17 protein-coding genes are annotated in these 24,501 nt (G+C 54.6%); 1 reads left to right on the top strand and 16 read right to left on the bottom strand.

The genetic code is table 11. The features are described 5' to 3' along the window. Positions 1–49 precede the first annotated feature (49 nt). From NSQ73_RS08710 to NSQ73_RS08650, 13 genes are all read right to left on the bottom strand, one after another. Positions 50–1,087 (bottom strand): LacI family DNA-binding transcriptional regulator, encoded by a 1,038-nt coding sequence (locus NSQ73_RS08710; protein ID WP_039301346.1) that lies wholly within the window; start codon positions 1,085–1,087, stop codon positions 50–52. Positions 1,088–1,226: 139 nt separating this feature from the next. Continuing rightward, a complete protein-coding gene (locus NSQ73_RS08705; RefSeq protein WP_340986163.1) occupies positions 1,227–2,762 on the bottom strand; it encodes a response regulator in 1,536 nt (511 codons plus the stop codon). Further along, positions 2,740–4,494 (bottom strand): sensor histidine kinase, encoded by a 1,755-nt coding sequence (locus NSQ73_RS08700; RefSeq protein WP_340986162.1) that lies wholly within the window; start codon positions 4,492–4,494, stop codon positions 2,740–2,742. The genes NSQ73_RS08705 and NSQ73_RS08700 overlap by 23 nt, the downstream gene beginning before the upstream one ends. Positions 4,495–4,574: 80 nt before the next feature. Continuing rightward, positions 4,575–6,119 carry an extracellular solute-binding protein gene (locus NSQ73_RS08695; protein WP_340986161.1) on the bottom strand — a complete coding sequence of 515 codons (1,545 nt, stop codon included), beginning with the start codon at positions 6,117–6,119 and terminating at the stop codon, positions 4,575–4,577. A gap of 79 nt (positions 6,120–6,198) precedes the next feature. After that, positions 6,199–7,059 carry a carbohydrate ABC transporter permease gene (locus tag NSQ73_RS08690; protein WP_340986160.1) on the bottom strand — a complete coding sequence of 287 codons (861 nt, stop codon included), beginning with the start codon at positions 7,057–7,059 and terminating at the stop codon, positions 6,199–6,201. Then, positions 7,053–7,931, bottom strand: a complete 879-nt coding sequence (locus tag NSQ73_RS08685; protein WP_083442607.1) for an ABC transporter permease — start codon at positions 7,929–7,931, stop codon at positions 7,053–7,055. Before NSQ73_RS08685 ends, NSQ73_RS08690 begins: the two co-directional genes overlap by 7 nt. A 1,057-nt stretch (positions 7,932–8,988) precedes the next feature. Continuing rightward, complete coding sequence (locus tag NSQ73_RS08680) at positions 8,989–10,818, bottom strand: glycoside hydrolase family 5 protein (RefSeq protein ID WP_340986159.1); 1,830 nt, start codon at positions 10,816–10,818, stop codon at positions 8,989–8,991. 15 nt (positions 10,819–10,833) lie between these two features. Then, on the bottom strand, positions 10,834–11,706 hold the full coding sequence (locus tag NSQ73_RS08675) for a carbohydrate ABC transporter permease (RefSeq protein WP_340986158.1): 873 nt from the start codon (positions 11,704–11,706) through the stop codon (positions 10,834–10,836). Continuing rightward, positions 11,703–12,590, bottom strand: a complete 888-nt coding sequence (locus NSQ73_RS08670) for a carbohydrate ABC transporter permease (protein ID WP_039301333.1) — start codon at positions 12,588–12,590, stop codon at positions 11,703–11,705. Before NSQ73_RS08670 ends, NSQ73_RS08675 begins: the two co-directional genes overlap by 4 nt. A gap of 32 nt (positions 12,591–12,622) precedes the next feature. Then, positions 12,623–13,945, bottom strand: a complete 1,323-nt coding sequence (locus tag NSQ73_RS08665; protein WP_076245772.1) for an ABC transporter substrate-binding protein — start codon at positions 13,943–13,945, stop codon at positions 12,623–12,625. Between the two features lie 132 nt (positions 13,946–14,077). After that, positions 14,078–15,151, bottom strand: a complete 1,074-nt coding sequence (locus NSQ73_RS08660) for a response regulator transcription factor (RefSeq protein ID WP_340986156.1) — start codon at positions 15,149–15,151, stop codon at positions 14,078–14,080. After that, the gene (locus tag NSQ73_RS08655; protein WP_340986154.1) at positions 15,129–16,922 is read right to left on the bottom strand and encodes a sensor histidine kinase; all 1,794 of its coding nucleotides are present in this window, start codon (positions 16,920–16,922) and stop codon (positions 15,129–15,131) included. The genes NSQ73_RS08660 and NSQ73_RS08655 overlap by 23 nt, the downstream gene beginning before the upstream one ends. A gap of 215 nt (positions 16,923–17,137) precedes the next feature. Then, entirely contained in the window at positions 17,138–17,650 is a 513-nt protein-coding gene (locus tag NSQ73_RS08650; protein ID WP_171718155.1) for a hypothetical protein, read from the bottom strand. Positions 17,651–17,877: 227 nt separating this feature from the next. Between NSQ73_RS08650 and NSQ73_RS08645 the strand changes: the two genes are divergently transcribed. Continuing rightward, positions 17,878–19,350: an alpha/beta hydrolase family protein gene (locus NSQ73_RS08645; protein ID WP_340986153.1), complete on the top strand. Its 1,473-nt coding sequence runs from the start codon at positions 17,878–17,880 to the stop codon at positions 19,348–19,350. Positions 19,351–20,022: 672 nt separating this feature from the next. On the opposite strand, the gene NSQ73_RS08640 is transcribed toward NSQ73_RS08645, so the two are convergent. From NSQ73_RS08640 to NSQ73_RS08630, 3 genes are read right to left on the bottom strand one after another with little or no spacing between them, the layout of a single operon-like run. Then, positions 20,023–22,452: a glycoside hydrolase family 31 protein gene (locus NSQ73_RS08640; protein ID WP_340986152.1), complete on the bottom strand. Its 2,430-nt coding sequence runs from the start codon at positions 22,450–22,452 to the stop codon at positions 20,023–20,025. 36 nt (positions 22,453–22,488) lie between these two features. Further along, positions 22,489–23,412 (bottom strand): carbohydrate ABC transporter permease, encoded by a 924-nt coding sequence (locus NSQ73_RS08635; protein WP_042138840.1) that lies wholly within the window; start codon positions 23,410–23,412, stop codon positions 22,489–22,491. Positions 23,413–23,428: 16 nt separating this feature from the next. After that, positions 23,429–24,352, bottom strand: coding sequence for an ABC transporter permease (locus NSQ73_RS08630; protein ID WP_042138841.1), 924 nt, complete (start codon positions 24,350–24,352; stop codon positions 23,429–23,431). Positions 24,353–24,501: the final 149 nt, after the last annotated feature.

Below are 24,501 nucleotides of genomic sequence, written 5' to 3'. Positions count from 1 at the left end.
CCATCCGTGTAAGGATGGTACCGTTCCCTGCTAATTAGGATAAGCGCAGTTACGCGCTTTCTCCTGCCCGTAATACTGCTGGAAGCCAGATTTTGTCCGCCTGTCCTGCTTCGTTCCCGCCGTTCATCTGCGTAAGTAAGCAGCGTACCGCCTCTTCTCCCATACTCACATAAGGGATTTCTACGCAGCTTAGAGACGGCAGGCTAAGACGGTGACCCTGAATCGTATTATCTGCCGCCATGATCCGCACATCTTCACCGATACGCAGGCCAAGCTTGTGAGCCGCCCGGTACAGATCGGGAATTGCGCTTGACCAGTTGACCAGCAGCGGCGCATGCTGCGGCCCGCTATCCGCCAGCCTCTGCAGGCACGCTGTCCAGTCGCCATGGTGTTCCTCCAGCCGGATCACGATTGGCTCCATCCCATGTGCGCTGCACCAGCCGGTATAGGCATCGCGGCGGTTCCGCTCCGCCCAGTTATCCGCGCTATGCTCATGGTATACCTCGGCATAGACCGGGCCGGGCTGCTGCGGTGTACCCTCCCGCAGCAAATAATTCAGCGCCGTCTCCACACTGCCCGAATAATCGGCCAGCACGGAAAACACACCGGGCACTTCTGCGTACCCTTCCACAGAAACATAGGGGATTCCGGCATTCCCTATGCGGGAAGCCCACTCCTCATCGTGGTAGCTGGTATGATCCAGCGTCACAATCCCATCGATCTTCCGCCGGTGATATAGCTCCAGCAGCTCGGTCCTGCCGTTGGCGTTCCCCTTATGGCGCGGAGAGCAGAGCAGAATATGATACCCGCTGAGCTCACACTCCCGCTGCATGCCTTCCAGCAGCCGGGTGAACAGCGGATGACGCGTATCACCGAAAGCGGCAAGCGTCATGCTTCTTCCCGTCTTCATGCTGCGCGCTCCGGCGTCCACATGGTAATTCAGCTCGCGGATGGCTTCCAGCACGGCTTCGCGCGTCTCCGCTCCAACCCCGATGCCGGGAGTATCATTCAGCACCGCAGATACCACACTGCGGGACACGCCTGCCCGCTTGGCTACGTCAAAGCTGGTCACTCTTTTTTTGCCCATATATCAGCACCTCACCGAGAGTATAACACGTGTTATAAAAAGTTGTACAGCGCTTTCTTTCATTTTTATATCTGGTTAAACAGGGGAAGCCTTTGGCAATATACTCTGCCGCGTGGCCTCCGCTTAGAGCGCTTGGAATCTAAACTGGCCTCTCCGAAGGCGGGTTCGCCGTCTCCGCCTCCCTTCTGTCCCTGCGGTAGGCCCCGGGGGTTTGTCCGGACCATTTCTTGAACGTTTTGATAAAATAATTATCGTTCGGGAACCCGACGCTGCGGCCGATTTCATTAACGGTTAAGTCTGTCTCGCGGAGTAAGCGCCGGGCTTTCTTCACGCGCACATGCTGCAGGTAGTTGATGAGCGTCTCCCCTGTCTTCAGGCGGAAAAGCCCGCTGAGATAATGCTCCTCCATGGCGACATAACGGGCGACCGCCCGCAGAGTGATGTTCTCGGCAAAACGGCTGTGGATGTATTCCAGCACACGGTTGATTTCGGGATGATTGGTTATTATCCCCTCCGCTGCGGCCATGCGCACCTGCATTTCATCCGCGGCCGCCAAAAAGCAAGCGAGCAGCTCCCGGTGGGTAGCCACTTCGCGCAGTTGCTGAACAGGCCCGGACGGAGGCTGATTGCCGATTTCGGCAAAGGTCCGCACCAGGCGTTCCGCCTTCTCCATCACCAGGTAGAAGGGCAGCCGGCTTGCCCGCAGCGTTTCCCACATCGCGCAGGCCGTACGCTGCATATCCGCGCTCCGCCGCTGGGCAAAGGCCAGAACAATCTCCTTCTCCATGACCCATATAGGCGGAAGCTTCGGCTCTCCGGCCGCCTCGGGCCCGGCGGCAGATGTAGAGGCGGACTCTGCTCCGCTGCCGTCTGCCGGAGCTTCGCCCTTAATTTCGTACCAGAGGTCGTTTAGCTGCTGGTAGAGCCGGGTCCACTCCGCATGGATGAGACCGGGCGGAACCGGACCGCCGCAGGCCACGGCCTGAACGGGCATGCCCGCCGTAAGGTTACCGGGCAGCCTAAGGCTGCCGTCAGACCAGAAGAAGCAGGTCGTACAGCCGTCTGCCGTAAAAGAACCGGTCCAGACCTCCTCCATCCAGGTGTCTGGCGGACAGGCTTCCAGGACGGCTGCCAGCAGCGGCCGGGCGGTCCCGATGCAGGAGACCATGAGCAGCCGCCGGTAGGATGCCGGAGGCGCAGGCGGCGCTGTCTCCTGCCCCGCCTTCACCGCCTCCCAGACGAGGCCATAATAACGGTTGAATTCCTGTCCCAGCAGCGCATGCCGCTGCCTGCGCGAGGCTGACAATTCTTCGCCGATCTTAAGCAGCAGCTCCTGCAGCTCCGGGATGCTCAGCGACAGCTTGAGCACATATCCGCTGGCTCCGAGCTCCAGCGCTTTGCGGGCATATTCGAACTCGCCCATGCAGGTCAGCATGACAAACCGGCTGTCCAGCCCGGCCTGGCGCGTCTGCCGCAGCAATTCCAGGCCATCCATGCGGGGCATAAGAATGTCGGCAATGACAAGATCGGGTCTCAGCTGATGCATCAGCTGCAAGGCCTCCTCACCGTCGGAAGCTTCCCCTGCCACACTGAAGCCATAAGCTTCCCAGTCCACCAGTTTAAGCAGCTTGCGCCGGACAAACGGCTCGTCTTCAACCAGAAGAATTTTCCACATGCTCTGCACCTCCGGATTGGAAAGGATTTGCAATCAATAACGGGATGGTGATGCGTGCCATTGTCCCCTTCTCCCCCTCCAGAAGAACGAGACTGCCATCTTCCCGGAACAGCAGCTGCAGGCGCTGGCGGATGTTGGCGATTCCGATGCTCTTGCGCGAGCGGAGCTCCGGGTGTTCCCCGGCGCGGGCAAGGCCGACACCGTTGTCCTCCAGCTCCAGAATCAGCGAGCGTCCCGATCTCCTTGCCCGGACTGAGACCCGGGCATCCTCCTGCAGCGTGGAGAAGCCGTGTTTGAAGGCATTCTCCATCAGCGGCTGCAGCGCCAGCTTCGGAACAAGAGCATAGGCCAGCCCTTCCTCCACATCCAGAGTGACCCTTACTTTGCCTTCATAGCGGATATTCTGGATATATACATACGCCTGCAACAGATCCAGCTCATTCTGCAAGGGAATCAGCTCTACATCCGAGTACAGGCTTGTTTCCAGCAATTTGCCCAAAGAAATCGATATTTCCGCGATATCATCCTCTTCCTTTTCATAGGCGATCCATTTGATCGTGTTCAGCGTGTTCAGCAGGAAATGCGGATTCATCTGGGCGGTCAGCATCTGGTAATGCAGCGCTTCCTTCTGCCGTTCCTCCAGCTTCAGCTTCTGCAGCAATCCGCCGATATCCGTCATCATCGTATTGAACGTGGCCGCCAGATCCCTCATCTCTCCATGGAAAAAGGATTCTTCCACCCGTGTATTCAATTCCCCCTGTGCGGATAACGCCATCTTGCGCCGGAGCAGCGCGATGGGCCGGGACATGGCACCGGCGATGAGGAAGGTAAGCAGGAGGAAGCCGCCGGACAACAGCAGGGAGAAATTGAAATTCTGCTCCCGCAGTTCCTTCATATTCCCAAGATAAGTATTCAGCGGCATGGACGCGGCCAGATACCAATCCAGATTGTAGAGCGGGCTGATCGTCAGAATTGACGAGCTCTCATAATCAACCCGCTGCATAGGTTCCTCTCTTTCCGGAACGCGGATCATTTCTTGGATGGCCGTGCGGTCCACCGCCCGGAAGTAATCGGAGGAATTGAGCAGTTGGCCTCCCTGGTCCATCAATACATAATGCTGCTGGAGCAGCAGATCCCGCGACGCTTCGGCAAGCCAGCCGTCATAATAAAAATTAATCCGCAGATAACCGAACGGCTGCTGCCGGTTATCGAGCAATACAGCATACATGGACAAATCCTTGCCGGTCACCCAGCGGAAGGAGTCTCCCTCAGCACCGAGTCCGGCAAACCCGCTCTCCGAGACAAAATTGGCATGCTCCTGCCCGGTCTGCACAAGCCCGTCGGTGTGGTACAGCGTGCCGGACCGGTCGGCCAGGGTGACGGTAATCTGGGCGGGCAGCTCCAGCGATGCCGGACGGGCGGTGCTTTGCAGGAATACCGCTTTCTCCGCAGGATTGAGTTGTCCCGGATACAGCAATACGGAGCGGGTATAAGGGTCCCGCTCCAGGTACACATAATAGAGGAAAGCTTTATTGATCTCGTTGTTCAAGGCGTCGTTAACCACGTTGAGCTGCTCGATTGCCTTTTCCTGAAACTCGCGGGACACGGTCCGTTCCATCATCCGGTAATTATAGATTTGCAGCAGGAAAAAGGGCAGCAGGAGGAAGATCACAACAGCGGCAAACAAGCGGTTTCTGAACTTTTGTGGCCATATGCGTTTCCAGCCTCCCATCGTCTTCCCTCCCGGTTATCGTTACCGTAAATTCATGCTACAGTATATCACAACTGCCGGCCTCCGCAGGGTTATCCTGCTCATTCCGCATAACCCAGCTCCTGCAGCTGTTTCATTGCGCTGTCCTGGAAGAGCTGGTACTTGAAGGTCGTGTTCAGCTTCTCCAGGAAGCTGTCGTATTGCTCCAGCTTGTTTTTGCCGTATTGGAATTTGAGCATTTCCTCGTTCTTGAAGCGGTCGGCATCAGCTGCGTTGTAGTTCTGAGGGAAGACAACAAACCCGTTGTAGGTATCCAGCACTTCAACCTGTTCGCTAGCCTGAATATAGTCAATCTGTTTGGCAAATTTGGTGCTCAGATATTCCGCTTCCGGCCGGCCGGCCAGCTGGTAGACCCAGGTGAATGCCGCCTCTGCGGACCGGTCCGTAATCACCGGCTTACCGTTTTCTTTGGTGAAATGTACACCTTCCTGGCCAAACTGAACAAGCTCGGAGCCTTCACCGGAGGCTGTATAATTGATAAGGTCAAAAATGCGGTTCAGTTTGGTTTCGTCTTGGGCGGCCTGGCGTGAAATGGCTACGATGCCGGATACGCTGGATTTATCCATGGCGGCAAGGATATTCGCTTTGGGTCCCTGCAGCTTGTTCAGCATCAGGAATTCCGCGTCCGGATTGGCGCCCTTCCATTTCTCCACTTCATTGTCCTTCATAATCTGCGTCCAGTCACTGATGATAATGCCTGCCTTGCCCTGGAACGCTTTGTCTTTGGCGTTGTCGCCCTTGTTGCTGGCAATCTCCGGATCGACCACGCCGGAATTCAGAACCTTCTGGGTATAAGCCAGCGCTTCCTTCATTTCCGGCTCGAACATGCCATTGACCATCTTCCCGTCCTTGATATACAGCGCGTCGGCGACGCCATGCTGCAGGTTGATCAAATGGACCAGAGTGCCGAGGCTGCCTGTGATGCCGAAAGTATCTTTCTTGTTATTCCCGTCCGGGTCCTGTTCGGTAAACGCTTTCGCAACTTCAAATACTTCATCCAGGGTCTCTGGAACCGGCAGCTGCAGCTTATCCAGCCAATCCTTGCGCAGCCAGAATAAATTCCAGTTACTCTGGGGATTAAGCGATATGGCGTAATGCTTGCCGTTAACCTCCACCCGGCTGTACACATTGTCTCCGATGGCATCCGCTGCGGGCTTCAATTTCTCCTTATACGGCTCCAGATCAAGCAGAATGTTCTTCTTGACATATTCCTGGAACTCATTCCGTCCATTGAAGAGGATCACATCGGGCAAGTCGCTGCCCGCCGCCCGGATATTCAGCTTCTGAATGAATTCATCCGCAGAAGAGGTCAGCGTCATTTTCAGATCAATATTGAGCTTCTCATCCAGCGTCTTCTTCACGAAGTTATCTTGTTCCTTGGGCATCTGGGTGGTGGTGTTCCAGCCGACCCGCATGACCTCGATAGCTACCTTCTCCGCCCGGGCGTCCGCCGGAGCGTCTGTAGATGAACCCGGCCCCTCCGTAGCGGAGGAATCTGACTGCGGGCTTCCTCCGCAGGCGGCCAGCAACAGCCCCGCTGTTAATACACAGGCCAGTACAGCAGGAATACGCTTCTTGTGTTTCATAGTGATGCTCCCCTTTCGTATACCAAATGTTGTATTGAGTCGGCGCTGCCAGCGTTTGAACAGCGCCGGGAACAATCCGTTAACCCTTCACGGCACCGATCAGCATGCCCTTGGTCAGATGCTTCTGCACGAAGGGATAGACTACGATGACCGGCAGGCTTGCCGCCACTACCGAAGCCATCTGCAAGGTCGTTGTCGGCAGTACAACGTCCGCATTATATTCCATTTGCTCAGAGGATAACAACAGACCGCGGATGATGACCTGAAGCGGATTCAAGCCGGGGTCAGTAATATAGTATACGGCGCTGAAGAAGGTATTCCAGCTGCCTACGACACAGAACAAGCCGATGGTCATCAGTACCGGAATGGAGAGCGGCAGGGCCAGCCGCAGCAGCACTGTAAATTCGCCCGCACCGTCGATCCGTCCCGATTCGAACAGTTCTTCGGGCAGGCTTTCGAAGAACGTTTTGACCACAAGCACATTCCAGGTAGACATCGCCCCGGGGATAATCATCGCCCAGACCGTGTTAAGCAGGCCGGTTCCTTTTACGACCAGGTAGGTCGGGATCAAACCGCCGCCGAACATCATGGTGAACACGATCAGGAAGATGAAGAAGCTGCGGCCCACCAGATGCTTACGGCTCAAGGTATAGGCCATGAGCACTGTCAGGACCAGATTGATCAGTGTGTTCATTACCGTAACGAAGCTGGTCACGAGGAAGGCGCGGGGAATAGCATCCATTCCAAACAGCGCCTTATAGGCCTCAAAGGTAATCCGGCGGGGAATCAGTACGAAACCGCCGTTGCGCAGCACTTCGCTGTAGGGTGTAATGGATACGGCGAACACATACAGCAGGGGAAAGACGGAAATCACGGCCAACAATATCAGCAGGATATTAATGAAATAATCGAAATAGCGTTCGTTTCCGTGGCTTACCATAGATTGCCCCCCCATCTCCGGGCCAGCTTATTAGACAGGAAGATAAGCACAAGTCCAATCAAGGATTTGAACAATCCGACCGCTGTCGCCAGGCTGAAATTCAGTTGCTCCAAGCCTACCCGGAATACCCAGGTATCAATAATATCTGCCACCGGCATTACCTGGAGATTGTACATAATGTAAATCTGCTCGAAACCGGCATCCAGTGCGGAGCCGACCTTCAGCACCAGCAGCAGGATAATCACGGAACGTATGCCGGGCAGTGTCACATGCCAGATCCGGCGAAGCCTTCCCGCGCCGTCGATGCGGGCTGCTTCATACAGAGTAGCATCAATGCTGGACATGGCTGCCAGATAAATGATAGCCCCCCAGCCAAGATCCTTCCAGACATCGGTTCCCACCAGCACACTGCGGAAATACGCTGTCGAGGTCAGAAACGGAATGCCGTTCCCGCCCGCTTCCACCACCCAGCGGTTGACGAGGCCTGAGGTTTCGGACAGAAAGGCAATTGCAATGCCGTAGATAATGACATAGGACAGAAAATGGGGCATATAGCTCAGCGTTTGTACGATCCGGTTCAGCCAAAGGCTGCGGCCTTCATGAATGAGCAGAGCCACGCCGATGGCAGGAATCGTTCCCCAGATTGTTTTGTACAGACTGATCAGGAATGTGTTCGTGAGCAATTGACTGAAATAAGGCGATTCGAAAAAAAACTGAAAATGCTTGTACCAGGGGTCTGCCCACGGACTGCGCACAATTCCGCTCAAAATGTCATAATCTTTGAAGGCAATCAGCACTCCGTACATGGGTATATACTTGTAAATAATGTAGTAGGCCACACCGGGAAGCAGCATGAGATACAGGGTGCGCATACTCCATATGCGCTTCCACACCTTAGCTCTGTATGCGCTCTTCGGCGTTGCGGCAGTGTTCAGGGGAGCCGGGAAATGCGCCACAAGGAATTCACCTCTTTGCATTGATATCGCTTACAAGATAAGAATAACAAGGGAACCGCGGCGCAGCCATGAACGGATTTAAGGGATTGATAGAACAATATTACTATTCGGATTGAGCCGGTCTGTCGGGAACATGAAACAGCAATAACCTGCATTACAGTTTCAATTCCAATCTATCTGGGCCGCACTATAGACAACAACCCGACAAGTTACCGAATGATCGCTGTAGGACTGGCGGAATACGTCAATTCCATGCGCGTGATTCGTTGCCGGCTGAATGGAGACACTCTAGAAGTACTGAAGACAAAATTGTTGTACGTTTTACAACTTTGATTCACGGATAGCTCGGTGTTCGGGAGGATTGTTGTATAAAATACAAGAATATTCCGGCTAAGCCGTCTGAAACAGGAAAAATGTTGCATTTGATACAACAATATTGGATTTGAATCGATATTAGGCGGAAAATGTTGTATTTTGTGCAATATTTCACAAAAAGTCACCCGCTCCTGCCACGGAAAGCGGATGAATGAGGAAATTCCTGAGGTAACAAAGGTAACTAAGTAACAAAGTATTATTGCATACAAAAAGGCCCGTAAACTGCGGAAACGCAATTTACGAGCCTTATCACATTAGCTGAATGATCCTGTTAGCGCAGGCGGGCATGCTTGCCTGCATTCCCATACTTTACTTGTACTGTACCTTCGCTGTACCTTCGCTGTACCTCTATTTTACCTGCACTCTAACTATATTCTATTCTTACATTACCTCTACCCTACCATTTACTCTACTTTTACTGCACCCTCGCCGTACCTTCACTGTATCCATACTGTACCTTCTTTGTACCTTTGCTGTACATCTACTGTACCTTTACTCTACCTTTACTGCACTCTCATTGTACCTTTACCGTACCCTCACTGTTCCTTCGCTGCATCCTTACTGTACCTTCATGTTGTACCTTTACAGTACCTTTGCACTACCGCAAATCCAGCCACTCCAGGGATGCCGCACCAGCCGCAGCACTGACTGTCAGCTCATGTGCTCCAGCTTCCAGCGGCTGACCACTCTGAATCCGCACCGTCTGCCAGTCCTGCCCGGAGTCCGAGGCATTACCGTGAATCCGGCAGATCTCCTGACCGTCCAGCTTCACCAGCAGCTCACTGTCCGGCCCGCTCATTAGGACCCGCAGCTCCAGAGCCAGCGAATCCTGCCTATCCTCCGAGCCCTGCGTGACCTGCGACTCCTCCAAGACCCGCGTGTCCTGAGACTCCTGCGTGTCCCCCTGTTCCTCCAAGCTCTGCAACTCCGGCGCATCCTCCGAGTCCCGTGACTCCTGCCGCTCCCGCAAGCCCTCCTTGTCCCCCGGGCTCAGCCGCTCCGAATCCCGGTCCGCAACCGTAAATTCATACGCCGCCCAGTCGCCCTCGGCCAAGCTGACACACAGCCTCTCCTCAGGCAGCCAGGCCTGTCCGCGGCCGTGCTGGAAATTGGGTACCGTCCGGTCTCCCTCCACGAAGCGGAAGTCCATTCCGTCCTCCTCCCGGAAGCCGATGCCTGCCGCAGCCTGCCTGCCGGGAGCTCTCCCGAAGCTCAGACCGCTCCCCTTGTAGCCATAAAAAATAGCAGGAATCCGCACCGGCAGCCGCCGGAACAGCGAGCGGACCACCTCTGAATGGTACACACAATAGTCCAGACTCAGATTGTGCAGATATTCGTCCAGAATCGCCTGTGCCTCCACACGCTTTGGCTTCGTGCCTCCTTCCAGATAGCTGACCAGCTTATGCCAGTCTTGCGGAAGAACGATGGAACAGGGGGAATTATCGGTGTCGAGCTTTTTCCAGGTCCAGAAGTTCCAGGAGATCCCGTGATCCTCAAACAACTGGAAAGCACCGGCGTACCAGTCCTTATTGTTCTCCCCGCCCTCGCCCATGAACAGCGGCACATTCAGCCGCTCTCTTGCGTCCAGATACTTCTGAATGCTCTCCGTATCGGGGTTGTTCCAGTACTTGTGAAACTGCAGCATTACATTATCATCCGGCAGCTTATTATCCGGCAATCCCTCGAAGATCGACCAGTCCGTCGCCCAGTGCACTCCCTCCAGAATTATCATATGCCGGGCATCAACCTCCCGGATAGCCGCGATAATCTCGCGGTACAGCGGCATCACCTGGTCGTTGTACTCAGAGAACCAGTCCGGCAGCGGCTCATTCAGCAGGTCATAGCCCGCAACGATCCACTCGTCTTTGTACCGCCCGGCGAGCATCCGCCAGATGGCGATGGTCTGCTGCTTGTTGCGTTCATCCGTGAACAGCTCCGGCAGATCCTGCGCAGAGTCATCGATATTCGTTCCGGTCTGGCCGCCGGGAGCTCCGTGAAGATCCAGTATGACGTAGATCCTGTGCTCCCGGCACCAGCCGATAATCTGATCCAGCCGCACCAGGTGCTCCTCATGCCAGCCGGACACTCCCTCTTCTTCCCGCAGGATATAGCGGGCATTAATCGGAATCCGGACCGAGTTGAATCCTTCTTCGGCAATCCGCGCAATATCCGCTTCGGCCACATAGCGGTCATAATAGGTCTCCCAGAACGCCTCCGCCCCGTCAGCACCAATAAGCGCTGTAATCATCGCTTCGATCCGGCGCGGACGGTCTCCCTGTTCCGGGAAACGCCACATGTACCCTTCAGGCAGCAGCCAACTTCCAAGCCCTACACCGCGCAGCAGCAGCTCGCGCCCTTCCCCGTTTCTTAAGCGGTGTCCATCTGCATAGAGAAACCCGCTTACTTCATGATGGTCCGGGTGAATCATTTGTATTTCCTCCCTTTACCCTTTGACGGCGCCTTCGGCAATGCCATTCAGAATGTATTTTTGCAACAGCAGATATAGAATTACAACGGGCAGCATGGTCAGCACCAGCGAAGACAGAATCGCCGACCAGTCATTATTGCCATATTGCCCGAACAGCATGTTGGTGGACAGCAGCAGCGTATATTGATCGGCATCCGTGAGCATGAGCAGCGGCAGCAGAAAGTCATTCCACATCCACAGCAGGTTGAGAATCGCCACAGTTGTCGTAATCGGCAGCAGAAGCGGAAAAATAATCGTAGTGAATAGCCTGACCTCCCCGCAGCCGTCGATCACCGCAGCCTCATCCAGATCCCGGGGGACCGATTTGACGAATCCGTGGTACAGGAAGATGGCCATCGACACGCCAAGCCCGATATAGATCAGGCCGAGTCCGACCGTTGTGCCCTGCACCGCCAGCTTCATCGAGATCCGGTTCAGCGAGATCATAATCGAATGGAACGGAATCAGCATCGACAGGACGAACAGGTTGAACAGGAACGTGCTCAGTCTGCCGGGGGTTCTGGACAGCTTATAGCCGGCCATGGACGAGAATAGAATAATGCCGACTAGGCCGGTAGCTGCGACCACCACGGTATTGCCGAGACTGCGTAGGAAATTGGTTTTCTCAAAAGCATCACTATAGTTGCCGAATTCCAGCCTACTCGGAATGGCCAGAATATTATTCATCATGTCCCCTTCCGTCTTCAGAGAGTTGAGCACCCCCATGTAGATCGGAAAGAGCGTAATTACGGCACCTGCCAGCAGGAAAAGAAAGACGATAAACGAAGACAATCTGCGCCGCCCCGCAATACCGGACTTAGATGTTGAATTCAACCGGACGGTACTCATGCCTCCACCTCTCTTCGTTTCATGATGCTCAGCTGTATCAGCGTGATCACCAGGACCACCAGGAACAGGATCATCGCCTTGGCACTGGCGTAGCCGTAACGGCCGCTCATCTTGAACGCTTCCTCAAAAATATTCAGCGCCAGCACCTGCGTCGCCCTCCCCGGCCCGCCTCCGGTGAGCGCGAACACGGCATCAAAGGCCTTGAACGAGCTGTTCAGCGTCACGAAGATACCGATCGTTACAGCCGGATAGACCATAGGCAGTGTAATGCTGCGGAAGGTCTGCCAGCTATTCGCGCCATCAATTGCAGCTGCTTCTTTGAGCGCATCCGGCACCCCTTGCAGCGCCGCAATATAGATCACCATCAGGTAACCTACGCCGCCCCACAAGGAGACAATGACAATCGCCAGAAAGGAGTATTTCGGGTCGCCGATCCACGACTGGTCCAGAAAAGCCAGGCCCGCATGCTCAGCGATATAAGGCAGTGCTTTGGTGAAAATAAACAGCCACATGAAGCCGCCGATAATCATGCTGATCATGTTGGGCATGAAGAAGATCGTCCGGAACCAGGCCTTGCTGCGGCGGCGTGATTCGATCAGCACCGCCAGCAGCACCGCCAGCACATTCTGCAGCACGACCATAAACACTACAAATTTCAGGGTAAACCAGACTGAATCGATGAAAAAAGCATCATCCGTCAGCGCTTCGATGTAATTGGCGAATCCCACCAGATGGTAGGCGGGATTCAATCCGTTCCAGTCCGTGAAGCTGTACCATGCCCCGCCGAAGGCGGGAGCAAGCATGAATACGGCGTAGAACAGCAGGGCGGGAAACACGAAGGCCAGCAGAATGAGCGACTGTTTGCTTTTACTGCTTCCACTCATCTCTATCACTCCTATGCTGTTTCTGGGTTTCCTTAGTTGCCTGCTTTTACCGCATTAGCCCAGGTCTTGTCGAGCGTCTTAATGAACTCCTCCTGGGTTACCCCCTTGGTGTAATAGCTCTGCAGCAGTTTGGCCGTCTCATCGGTTACGCCATTCGGAAGCGACAGATCCAGATAAGCCTTGCCTTCGGAGACATAGGAGCTGGCTTCGGTCACCCACGGATAGGTATTGTAGGTGTGCTGCTTCGCGACCGGATTAAATTTCAGCTCCTCGAACAGCGCCGAAGAATCCTGGTCATCCAGCACATAATTCACCAGATCCAGTGCCACATCCTTATTTTTGCTGTTAGGGGATACCGCCAGGGAGGTCGAGGTCGCCAGATTGATCTGCGTAGCCGCAGGATCGTTGCTGACAGGCAGCGGAGCCACACCAAATTCCATATCAGGATTGGCTTTGAGTATAGACTCAGCCTGCCACGGTCCCTGTACCCACATCGCCGCTTTGCCATTAGCAAAATCCGTGGACCCTGCCGCACTGCCCACCTCAAACGGTTTATCCGTGCCGTTAGCCATAATCAGATCAATAATGTTAAAGACATCCTTCACATCGGCATAGGAGGCTTCGCCTTTGTTCATCTTCTCCACCCAGTCCGGATGCTCGGAGGATACGATGCCTCCAAGAGACAGCGCCATCATCAGCTGCGGAATCCACGATTCCTGGAAGCTCAGCTCGAACGGCTTAATCCCGGCTGCGTTCAGCTTGTCAATCGCTGCCTGCATGTCATCCAGTGTCTGCGGCGGCTGAATGCCGAGCTCGCTGAAGATTTGCTTGTTGTACAGATAACCCCAGGACAGGCTCTCCAGCGGCAAAGCTACAACTTTATCATCATAGGTAACGGTCTGCCGGACACTGTCATACAGCTTCGGTACGAAGTCCTGATCCGACAGATCGCTTAGATAGCCGGCCTTGTAATACCGGGGCACATCCGCAATCGCATGGAGGGTGAATACATCCGGCGCATCATTTGAGGCCATCCGGGTCTCCAGAATCTGCTTGGCCTGATCCGGGTTCGGCATCTCCAGCTTGACGGTGACATCAATATTTTTCTCCGCCAGCTCCTTGGCCTTGAATTGCTCGAAATACTTATCGAATTGATCCTTAAAACGCGGGAAGCTCATGAATACCTTCAGCTCCACTTTTTGGGCCGGGCCTTCAGTCGCAGCTGCTGCCGCACTTTCCGCCGGCTTGCTGCTTGCGCTCTCACTTGGCGTATTTCCATTTGAACCGGAGCTGCACCCCGATACAATCCCCAGAACAAGCATCAGTGTCATTGCTGTATTAAGCGCTTTCTTCATTTCTGTTACCCCCTTCTGTTATGTCTGCCTCTTTAGTCTAGGGGATATAAGGGGCAGCGTCTTTTGAGGATATTAACATCGGGAGTTGCATTATATTGATACGCTTTCATTTTTATTTATCATCCGCAAAATTCACTTCTCGCTCCGCAGCTCTCCGGGGGTAATGCCGTAGTGCTTCTTGAAGACACGGTAAAAGTATGCCAGATCCTCGTACCCGCAGAGTCCGGCAGCCTCCTTGATCGGCATGGCACGCCCTGCGATCAGCTCTCTGGCCCGCTCCATTCTCAGCCGGGTAATGCGGTCGAGTACCGTGTCTCCCGTTGCCGCCTTGAAAGCGCGGCTGAGATGCTCCTTCGTCACCAGGAAATGTGCGGCGATGCCCTCTAGCGACACCTGCTCCAGGTAATGATTCCGGATATAGTCCTCAACCTCCGCCAGATCAAGCTTAACGCGGTTCTTGCGCTGCTCCAGAAGCGTGTTGATCAGCTCTGTGAAGTGATCCCCGAGCCCCGTTACCATAGCCTGAACCGACGGCCATGGCTTATCGGGCCTATCGGGCATATCCGGCGCATCCGCTGCCGTCACTCCCCCGTTTGTCTTCGCGGCTTCACCGGCTAGCAGAAGCAGGTCACGGGCAGTCCGCTCGATCATCGCTTCCAGCTGATGCTGCGGCACCGAGCGTTCCAGCTCCCGCCCCAGCTTCTCCAGCTCTTCTCTTGCCGCCGGCTTGTTCAGCGCCAGCAGCTGATCATAGATCCGCTGGCGGTAGGCGAGATAACGCTCCATCAGCGGCTGATCCATGAGCATCAGCGCTGATCCGGTTAAGCGCTGCCGTTCCCGCTCCTTCGCGCACTCTGAGAGCACGTTATTCAGCTCTGCCCGGTCCACCGGCTTCAGCAGATATTCAACCGCCTTCGAGCGGATCGCCTGCTTCAGGTAGACGAAGTCATCATATCCGCTCATCACAATAATCTGCACCTCCGGGTACTGATGCTTCAGCCTTTCCAGCAGCTCTACCCCGTCCAGTCCGGGCATCCGCATATCGGTAATTACAAGCCCCGGATGAAGCTTCTCCACCAGCTCGAGTCCTTCGATTCCGTCCTCCGCTTCGCCGATCACCTGCATTCTGTGTTCTTCCCAGGCGCCGAGCGACTTCACGATCTGTCTGGACCAGGGCTCATCGTCAATAATCAGAACCTTCAGCATTCCGCTCTCCCCCCTCTGCGGCCGCAGGCCACTGGATCACAACCAGTGTTCCCGCCCCGGCCTTGCTGTATATACGCATTCCATATTTCTCTCCAAATTGCAGCACCAGCCGCGAATGGACGTTGTGCAGGCCGATGCCCTTTCTCCGCCGGGGAAGCTCTCCCGCCCTGGGATCGGCCAGCATCGTGACATTCCCCCGGAGTGCCGCACGGATCTCCTCCAGCCGCTCCGGTGTCATGCCGACACCTTCGTCCTTAACCATGAATACGGTGCGGCTGCCGACGGTCCGGATCCGGATCAGCAGCCTCCAGTGCCCGCGCTGCGGCTGCAGCCCGTGCTCAAAAGCGTTCTCCACCAGCGGCTGCAGCGTGAAGCGCGGCAGCAGGCTGGCCCGGGAGAACTCATCCGCCTCAATCACCACGCTGCAGCGTCCCAGGAAGCGGTTCTCCTGAATAAACACATAATTGCGCACATGCTTAAGCTCTTCCTCCAGCTTCACCAGCCCGCCTTCATTGCTGATCGAATAACGCAGCAGGTCGCCAATTACCCGGGTGATGTTATAGATATCATCGGCATTCCTCGACAAAGCCATCCCCCCGATCAGCTGGAGCGTATTGTTCAGGAAATGCGGATTGATCTGGGCCTGAAGAGCGAGGAGCTGGGCATTCTTGACCTCGATCTCCTGGCGGTATTCCACCTCAATCAGCTCCCGGATCCGCTCCATCATCGAGTTGTATCCGCGCTCCAGCAGCCCGATCTCATCACGGCTCTGCACCGAGTGCTGTTCGAAGTTGCTGACATGCGCCTTGCGCATCGACACCGCCAGACTGACAATCGGGCGGGTAATGCGCAGCGAGAACAGGATAGACAGCAGAATGGAGGCAATCATGAACAAGCCTCCGGTCAGAAAACCGGCAGCAATCGTAGGCCGTGCGCTCTTGGCGACGGTGGACAAGGGAATGGCTTTCACAACGGTAAGCTGGCCGTCGGCCACTTTTTTCATGAAGAAGAAATAGCCGTCCTCCTGCCGGAATTCCAGTTCATGCTCAGAGACGGCAAGGCTCTGCAGCCGCCTGCCGATATCACCGGAGCTCTCGGAAATGCTCGAGCCGGAGAGCAGCTCTCCCTCATCATTCAGCAGGAAGACCGAGCTCTCGTCTTCGGACTGGAGAATATGGCTGACCTCCTCCCATACCTCCCGGTTGATCCGCACGCCGATGCCTCCGAGCAGCCGGTGATCCTCGAACCGGTTAATGCCGTGGTAGGCATAGATGCCGCTGCCGTTCTGCTTGAAATACATATTGACCGGCCCGTAGGACAGCCGGCTCCAGGGGCCCTCACCGATATCCAGCGGGGAAACGCTTCCACTATTCACGAAGTCAACGGAGATGGCTTTTAATTGGTCATGCATGTACAGTGTCAGCTCGTCTACCTTCCGGGAGTTCGTATAGAACTGCGAGGTTATGGCTTCGCGGATATTGTTCAGCGAACGGTACTGGACACTAATGTCCGGGCTGTCCGTACCCGTTAGCCCCGCCATAAGCTGCGGGTTAATCTGCAGGGTATAGAACAGGGTATCCAGCTGTTCAATCAGCTCATCCAGATACTGGTCCGCCCACTGCATCCGGGAGTTATTCGCATTGATCATTTCCTTCTCCACAGACTGCCGCGTATTGTACGTGGCAATGGTGGTAACAGTGAGCACCGGCAATGTGGTCAGGCAAATCATGATGACCAGGAGCCGGACCCGGAGACTTGTCCGCTTCATCATAGGCTGATTCCTTTCTGCGAAGCTGGATTGCTTTTACCGTCAAAATATAGCATGCCGGATCAGGCCAGACAATACGGTGCTGAGAATATCGCAGGTTGGCTGTTCTATCTGTTCTTAGGTCCATGCACGCCAAACAGGATGCGCCGCAGCCATGATTCATTCCATTCACGGCTGTATGGGACATCCTGCTGCTGTTACTTTGTACGTGCTCCTGCTTATTTCTGCAGCTCCAGATCCTTTTGCTTCAGCAGGTCAGCGTATTCCGCTTTGTACTGTTCCAGCTTCAGCTTCAAGTCAGCGCTGTCCGGACTCGCTTTCAGCAGGCTGCTGGTGGCCAGAATATTATTGACAGCAGTATCAATTTTAGTGTCGATGACTTCAATTTTGCTCTTGGTCACGGTTAAGGCGGGATCAGGCGTTACAATCGGCACAGGACCCACAATGGTATTTTTATCGCTTGAGGAAGAATCCGCACCCGTTTTCTCCTCCAGGCTGATCGTTTTGCCCTCTACAGAAACCTTGAACCCGGCTAATTCACCGATTGCGCGGACGGGCGCATAGCTTTTGCCGTCAATTACGATGGCCGGATCGGCCAGCTTCTTGCCATACACCTTCACGGTATACTCCGCCTGAATTGCCTTTCCCACCAGTGTTGCCGAAGCGCCAAGCGCCTGCGCACCCACCATCAGTATCGCCCCGGCAATGAATCCGGCAGCAATCTTTTTCATAAGAAATTCACTCCCCGTCAAAGACTATGACTACTATTCTATCATTTTACAGCGGCCTGTGCCGCCCTTTGGCGCTGATTTCGTGGGATGTGCCTCGCCGAAGGAACCTTTTAACCCAAATTTAAACCCGGCAGATACCTGAGTTTAACCTTCAGTCTGTACACTTTAGAGAGGCTGAAGGTACGCAGCATTAGGTCTCACTGTGAATATAAATATAGGAGGTACATATGAGAGTATTGGAGATTATTTTGACCGTGTCAGCATTATTATTAATGTTCAGCTTCGTGTCAGGCAAGTTGTTTCTCAAGGTAAAATTGGTATTATCTGCTATTAGCATTACATTGTGCGCGGCACAGATTTGGATCGAAGGGTACCGCTGGCAAATGGCGGGTGTGTATGTAATCGTGCTGCTTGGCATGATCCTCCGCATGGCAGGCATAATCAGAGGCCGCTCGCAGAAGCTGTTATCCACTGGCCAAAAAACCGGGGAATCTGCATTCCGCTCGCTGAAACGCTGCTGTGCAGTTGCAGGTACTGCAGCAGGTATACTTATGGTGATCGGCTCGGCAGTACTGTCTTCCACGATTCCGGTTGTGAAGTTCCCCGCTCCGGCAGGACCATATGCCGTTGGCATCCAGACTCTACATCTCACCGACAGCAGCCGGCCGGAACCTCAGACACCTGACCCCGGGGATTCGCGGGAGCTGATGGTTTATGTATGGTATCCGGCAGCGGCAAAGAAGGATCGCCAGACCGCACCTTTGCTGCCTGGTGATAGACCAAGCAACCGGAAGCTGATGTCCGCTTTTGCCGGATCATTGGGCATCCCATCATTCTCCCTGGATTATTGGCAGTACATTCATACGAATGCTTATCCTAATGTGGACTGGCTGCGCTCAGAAGGACCTTATCCGCTGATCCTGATCAATCATGGTAACGGCACCTCCAGCCTGCTGCATACCACACTTGCAGAGAACCTGGCATCGAACGGTTATATTGTAGCGGCCGTAGATCATACCTACAATACAGCGGCTACTTTATTTCCAGACGGCACAGTTACCGGGTTCAGCGAGTCTTTAAGCAGTGATCATTTCATAGCAACAGGAACGCAGCTGGGCAACGAATGGAACGACGATAACCGCTTTGTCCTCAGCCAATTGGAGCAGCAATTCGCAGATTACATAGATACTGATCTCATTGGGATAGCAGGACACTCCTTCGGTGGAGCGGCTGCGTACGAGGCGATGTTCTCCATTCCTGAGCTTAAAGCGGGAATTGATCTGGATGGAAGTTTGTATACCCTCAAAGGTCCGTCCCTGGGTAAACCGTTTTTGTTCATAGAGTCGGAGGATTACTATAACCGGAAGAAGCAGATTGCAGATCCGGATATCGATGCCGAGGAAAAAATAATGAATAACGTCAGGCTAAGCGGGGGCGGCAAGCTCTATATCAAAGGCACAGCACACTTCAACTTTACAGATCTGCAGCTCTATTCAAGCCTGCTGAAGTACACCGGAATGACGGGCGGCATTGACGGCGGGCGAAGCAACGAAATTGTGAATCAGCTTGTGCTGGATTTCTTCAACAGCCATTTGAAGGGAATCCATGAGGATGGAGAGGATGCCGGGACGGATGCCGGGACGGATGCCGGGACGGATGCCGGGACGGATGCCGGGTATGTGGAGGTGGTTAGGCCTTAATCTCCTTGGAATACATATCGCTAGCTTGGCTGTTTACTTCTGGTTTACTTTCGGTCTTATGACTTGCTTCTGGCTTGCTTATGACTTGCTTAGGTCTTTCACCTGTTCCTTGCGGACTGTACCGCGCTTATTTTCAGTCCTGGGCACGATTCGCCGGGCCAACGGACTCCAGCGCGCTTATTGCCTCGCCACGGAACCGATTTCAGGTGAATCCTGGCAAATAGCTGCATCTGAGTCCGTTAGCACGGAAAAACGATGCTTTTCGAGGAAATAGGGTCTCCTCAGTCCGTAACAGGTGCACCTTGCGACAAGGCCGCTAATATATGCTAGAAACTGTTAGAATTTCCGTATCCACCCTATCAGAATCTAATTCTCCATCCTGAATCCTCTACCTGCCCGGCTTCAAAAAGTCCCCCTGCGAATTCCCCGTTTATGCAGACGGGTAATTCGCAGGGGGACAACACTGAACGCTCCATGCTTAATGTTCATGTTCATACTCATACTCATACTCATACTCATACTTATGTTCATGCTGAATGCTTATGCTCAATACTCATGCTCATGTTCATGCTCATGTTCATGCTCACGCTCATGTTCATTCCTCATGTTCCATGCTTCACCTTTCGCGCTTCACATTATACTCCGCGCTTCGCATCCGGAGACGCAGCCCGCCTACAGCCGGGCCGTCACAATCTCACATATCGCCCCATACAGCGCCGGCTCCAGCTCCAGCGAGGCCAGCGCGGCAAGTGCCGCCGCAGGACCTGCGTTCTCCTTCACCAGCCGGTAGATTTGCTCCTTATGATCGAACCGGATCTGCGCATGGTTTAGCAGCGCAAATACCTCTTCCTCCACCCGGTTCACCGCAACCCGCGCCGTAGTGAGCGTTACCGTCAGCTCCTCAGTCACCTCCAGCTCCGGCACAGTCACGGTCAAGGTATGCGAAGCCTCATTATACTTGGTTTCGGCCGCAACCGCTGCTCCTCCTCCAGCCTGGACTGTCACCTCCGTCTCTGCACAGCCCATGAAGACCAGCTTCCAGCTCCGCCGCTCCGGCACCACCGCAATATTACCCTGCGCAGGCTGGATGGTAAAGACCGCCGACTGTCCGGCTTGTCCCCATGCCAGGGCCATCCCGGTAACACACCAGTTCCCGTCCAGGTCTTCCGCAGTGTCACCTGCGTCCTCCCAGAGCTGGAACTGGCCGTCCGCTCCGGCGACCACCCGTACCTCCAGCTGCTGCGGATTGTCTACCGCTGATGTATACCCGCTCAGATCAGCCATCGGCACGATGGCCCCCGCCTTCGCCAGCACCGGAATCTGCTCCAGCGTGCGGTACAAGGACAGCCTTCTGCCGCCGTCATAGACTCTTCCGCTGAAGAAGTCGGTCCATAGCCCTTCCGGCAGCCAGGCCTTGAACTCCGCCACGCCTGTCTTGGAATGTACAGGCTGGGTAATCGGACATGCGATCAGCTCGGTGCCGAAATAATACTGATTCGGCACCCCATAAGCTTCCCGCTGCTCCGCGTGATGGTAATACATCGGCTGTACCAGCGGAAGTCCTTCCCGGCTGGCATAACGGTTCATCGTATACAGATAAGGCAGCAGACGGTGCCGCAGACGCAGGGAATCCTTCATAGCCTCCCCGGCAATTCGATTAAACCGCCATGGCTCTTTGCTGTTGAACGGACTGGCTGAGCTGTGCAGCCGCAGCAGCGGGGAGAATACGCCGAACTGCACCCAGCGCAGTGCCAGCTCATCATCCAGATACCCGCCCATATGGCCGCCGATATCATGACTCCACCAGCCATACCCGCTATTCGACGCTGTTGCCGTAAAATACGGCTGGAAGTCCAGCGACTCCCAGGTGATGATCGTGTCGCCGGAGAACCCTACCGGATAACGGTGGCTGCCAAGACCTGCATAACGCGAGAAGGTAAGCCGCCTCTTCCCCCGCCGCCCGCTGTCCAGATAATGATAGTGGTTCAGCATCCACAGCGGATCAAGACCCGGAACCTTAGTCATCCCGCCCTGCTGCCAGTCGATCCACCAGAAGTCTACACCCTCTTCCTCCAGGGGATGATGCAGGAACTTGAAATAGGCCTGCAGGAACTGCGGATCGGTAATATCAAACTCCACTGCCTCCCCTTGCTCCGGGTCCATGCCCAGCTCCGCCGCAATTGCCAGATACGGCTCCTCGAAGGCCCGTACCCCGTCAGCGGGATGGACATTCAGTGTTACGCGCAATCCCCTGCCATGCAGCCAGGTCAGAAACCGCTGCGGGTCCGGGAACAACTCACGGTTCCAGGTGTAGCCGGTCCAGCCGCTGCCGTACTTCGGATCAATATCGACCAGATGCCAGTCCATGTCCATTACAGCCACCGAGAACGGAACCCGCTCCTGTCCGAAGCGTTCGATCAGCGACATGTATTCTTCCTCTGAATACCGGTAATACCGGCTCCACCAGTTGCCCAGCGCATAGCGGGGCAGCAGCGGAGTGCTGCCGCACAGCCGGTAGAAATCCTTCAGGCACTTCAGGTATTCATGGCCATAGCCGAACAAATACAAATCAAGCCCGTCCTGCTCCCGCTGCTGCACCGTGCCGTCTGCCTCCAGGAGCAGAGAACGGCTGTCATCAATCACCGTATACCCGGCAAGCGACAGCAGTCCCGGCTCCAGCGGAATGGCACCGTCAGCATTATCCAGTGTGCGCGCGGTACCGCCGAGATCCTGCACCTCATCTCCATAGTGCCAGGCGCTCAGCAAATGTCCGGATTCATTCCTCACCTTCACACTCAGCCCATGCCGGGAGAATGGCGCTTTGTCATAAGTAAGCTGCAGGCGGTCCGTCATAATTTCAAGCCTGTTCCCGAGATCGGTCACCCGGAAGTCAGGAACCGGGAACTTACGGTTCATCACCATCTGGGTCGCCCGGTCTTCGAAGCCTCCCTTAGGACTGTATTCCATCCGGATCAGCGCCGGAGTAAGCACCGTGAACCGGTAGCATTCGCCCTGAATGACTGCCCCTGCACTTGCGGCTGGTTCAGATGCGAATCGTAAGTGCTCCGGAAGCGGCAGCAGCTCTTGAGTTGTTGTATTCATCGATAAACCTCATTTCTGCGTAGATAAGCAATCTGTCTATTCCTTCACGGCACCGATCATGACGCCTTGATTGAAATACTTCTGAACGAACGGATATACACACATGATGGGAACGGTAGCAATGATAATAACGGAATAGCGCATCATATTAGCCAGACGCAGCGCAATCTGTGCCGCTTCACCACTGCCGATGCCCGACTGCATCTGATTCGTGATCAGAATGTTACGGAGAATCAGCTGCAGCGGATACATATTCGGATTCTTCAGATAGATCAGGGCATTGAAATAAGAATTCCAATATCCGACGGCAATCCATAAGCCGAGCACGGCAATAATCGCTTTGGACAGCGGCAGCACCACCTGCAGGAAATAACGCAGATTCCCGCAGCCGTCAATTTGCGCCGCTTCCCACAGATCTCCGGGAAGGCTCGTCTGGAAGAAGGTCCGGGCTACGATAATGTTGTAGACGCCAACCGAGAACGGCAGCACCATAACCAGGAAGGTATCATACATGTGGAAGTCCCGGATCGTCAGGAAGGTCGGGATCAGCCCTCCGTTGAAGAACATGGTGAAGATGAAGAACAGCGAGAGGATTTTGCGTCCCGCCAGATCTTTTCTGGACAGCGCGTAGGCTGCCGATATATTCACAACCAGACCGATGGCCGTCCCCACCACCGTGTAGAGGATGGTATTCCGGTAGCCGATCCAGATGTTTTTATGCCGCAGCAGCTCCTGATAACCGTCAAGCGTGAACCCCCTCGGGAACAACCAGACCTTGCCGCCCGCCACCGCAGACGGATCACTGAATGAAGCAATAACGATGAAATACAGCGGATAGATCAGGATGATCAGAAACAGGATGGCGATAACATACATAATAATTTCCATTACTGAATCCGAGGACCGGTTATTTTTGATTTTGCCAGTTCTCTTGCTGGCTGCAGGCTCTAGTACTCCCATTGTGCTGCTCCCCCTTCTACCACAGGCTGTTTTCACTAAGTTTTTTGGAAAGCTGGTTCACCATGATCAGCAGAATAAAGTTGATGACCGTATTGAACAGGTTGATGGCCGACGAGAAGCTGTATTGGCTGCTGAGCAGACCGATTTTGTAGACATAGGTAGACAGAATCTCACTGGAGGTGATATTCAGATCATTCTGCATCAGATAGACCTTCTCAAATCCTACGCCCAGCAGACCGCCCACCCGCAGAATCAGCAGCGTGATTGCCGTCGGCATCAGCATCGGGATATCGATATAACGGACTTTATTCCAGCGGCTGGCCCCATCCACCGTAGCAGCTTCGTACAGGCTCGGATCGACCGACGAGAGCGCGGCAATGAAAATAATGCTGTCCCAGCCGACATGCTGCCACACATCCGACCAGACATACACACTGCTGAATAGCGAGGTCGAGCCCATCAGATCGGGAGCCTCCCCGCCGAACAGGCTGTACAGATTACCGACCAGCCCGGTGCTTGGCGAGAGCAGAATCATCATCAGGCCCACCATTACGACTGTGGAGATGAAATGCGGCATATACGACACGGTCTGGAAAAAACGTCTGAACCGGTTCGGCCGCATCTGATTGACCATTAGCGCAAGTACAATCGGGATCGGGAAGGTGATCAGGCTGTACACGCTGATAATCAGCGTATTCTTAATCGTGTTCGAGAATTGATAGGAATTGAAGAACTTGTCAAAATACTTGAATCCCGCCCACGGACTGCCGTCAATTCCCAGCGCCGGGCTGTAATTCTTGAAGGCGATGAGCACCCCGTACATCGGTTTGTATGCGAACAATAACGTAAGCACAACTGCGGGAAGCAGCAATAGATACAGTCCCCAGTTTCGTTTGATCTGTCCGATGGCTGCTGCCGGACTGGACTGACCGGATTTCATTGTGACCCCTCCTAAAAGTTTGAGTTTGTTAGCATAAGCTTCATGATCGACTTCGGCAAAACCCGCTCCGGTAGCATACGCTTATCTATATTTTCATTCAGTATACCTGCCCCCCGCCGCGCCAGCCGGACCTCCTACCAGCGTAAACC

The organism is Paenibacillus sp. FSL R10-2736, assembly GCF_038000245.1.
GTDB classification, from domain to species: Bacteria; Bacillota; Bacilli; order Paenibacillales; family Paenibacillaceae; genus Paenibacillus_AQ; species Paenibacillus_AQ phytohabitans.
The sequence above is the reverse complement of the archived record's forward strand: the minus strand, read 5'-3'. Positions and strand labels throughout refer to the sequence as shown.

What these genes read in the sequence shown, in the direction of transcription:
- NSQ73_RS08705 (WP_340986163.1), bottom strand. Translation starts at nt 2,762, where the DNA reads ATGTGGAAAATTCTTCTGGTTGAAGACGAGCCGTTTGTCCGGCGCAAG.
- NSQ73_RS08665 (WP_076245772.1), bottom strand. Translation starts at nt 13,945, where the DNA reads ATGAAGAAAGCGCTTAATACAGCAATGACACTGATGCTTGTTCTGGGG.
- NSQ73_RS08710 (WP_039301346.1), bottom strand. Translation starts at nt 1,087, where the DNA reads ATGGGCAAAAAAAGAGTGACCAGCTTTGACGTAGCCAAGCGGGCAGGC.
- NSQ73_RS08655 (WP_340986154.1), bottom strand. Translation starts at nt 16,922, where the DNA reads ATGATGAAGCGGACAAGTCTCCGGGTCCGGCTCCTGGTCATCATGATT.
- NSQ73_RS08675 (WP_340986158.1), bottom strand. Translation starts at nt 11,706, where the DNA reads ATGAGTACCGTCCGGTTGAATTCAACATCTAAGTCCGGTATTGCGGGG.
- NSQ73_RS08685 (WP_083442607.1), bottom strand. Translation starts at nt 7,931, where the DNA reads ATGCGCACCCTGTATCTCATGCTGCTTCCCGGTGTGGCCTACTACATT.
- NSQ73_RS08670 (WP_039301333.1), bottom strand. Translation starts at nt 12,590, where the DNA reads ATGAGTGGAAGCAGTAAAAGCAAACAGTCGCTCATTCTGCTGGCCTTC.
- NSQ73_RS08635 (WP_042138840.1), bottom strand. Translation starts at nt 23,412, where the DNA reads ATGGGAGTACTAGAGCCTGCAGCCAGCAAGAGAACTGGCAAAATCAAA.
- NSQ73_RS08630 (WP_042138841.1), bottom strand. Translation starts at nt 24,352, where the DNA reads ATGAAATCCGGTCAGTCCAGTCCGGCAGCAGCCATCGGACAGATCAAA.
- NSQ73_RS08640 (WP_340986152.1), bottom strand. Translation starts at nt 22,452, where the DNA reads ATGAATACAACAACTCAAGAGCTGCTGCCGCTTCCGGAGCACTTACGA.
- NSQ73_RS08695 (WP_340986161.1), bottom strand. Translation starts at nt 6,119, where the DNA reads ATGAAACACAAGAAGCGTATTCCTGCTGTACTGGCCTGTGTATTAACA.
- NSQ73_RS08650 (WP_171718155.1), bottom strand. Translation starts at nt 17,650, where the DNA reads ATGAAAAAGATTGCTGCCGGATTCATTGCCGGGGCGATACTGATGGTG.
- NSQ73_RS08645 (WP_340986153.1), top strand. Translation starts at nt 17,878, where the DNA reads ATGAGAGTATTGGAGATTATTTTGACCGTGTCAGCATTATTATTAATG.
- NSQ73_RS08660 (WP_340986156.1), bottom strand. Translation starts at nt 15,151, where the DNA reads ATGCTGAAGGTTCTGATTATTGACGATGAGCCCTGGTCCAGACAGATC.
- NSQ73_RS08700 (WP_340986162.1), bottom strand. Translation starts at nt 4,494, where the DNA reads ATGGGAGGCTGGAAACGCATATGGCCACAAAAGTTCAGAAACCGCTTG.
- NSQ73_RS08680 (WP_340986159.1), bottom strand. Translation starts at nt 10,818, where the DNA reads ATGATTCACCCGGACCATCATGAAGTAAGCGGGTTTCTCTATGCAGAT.
- NSQ73_RS08690 (WP_340986160.1), bottom strand. Translation starts at nt 7,059, where the DNA reads ATGGTAAGCCACGGAAACGAACGCTATTTCGATTATTTCATTAATATC.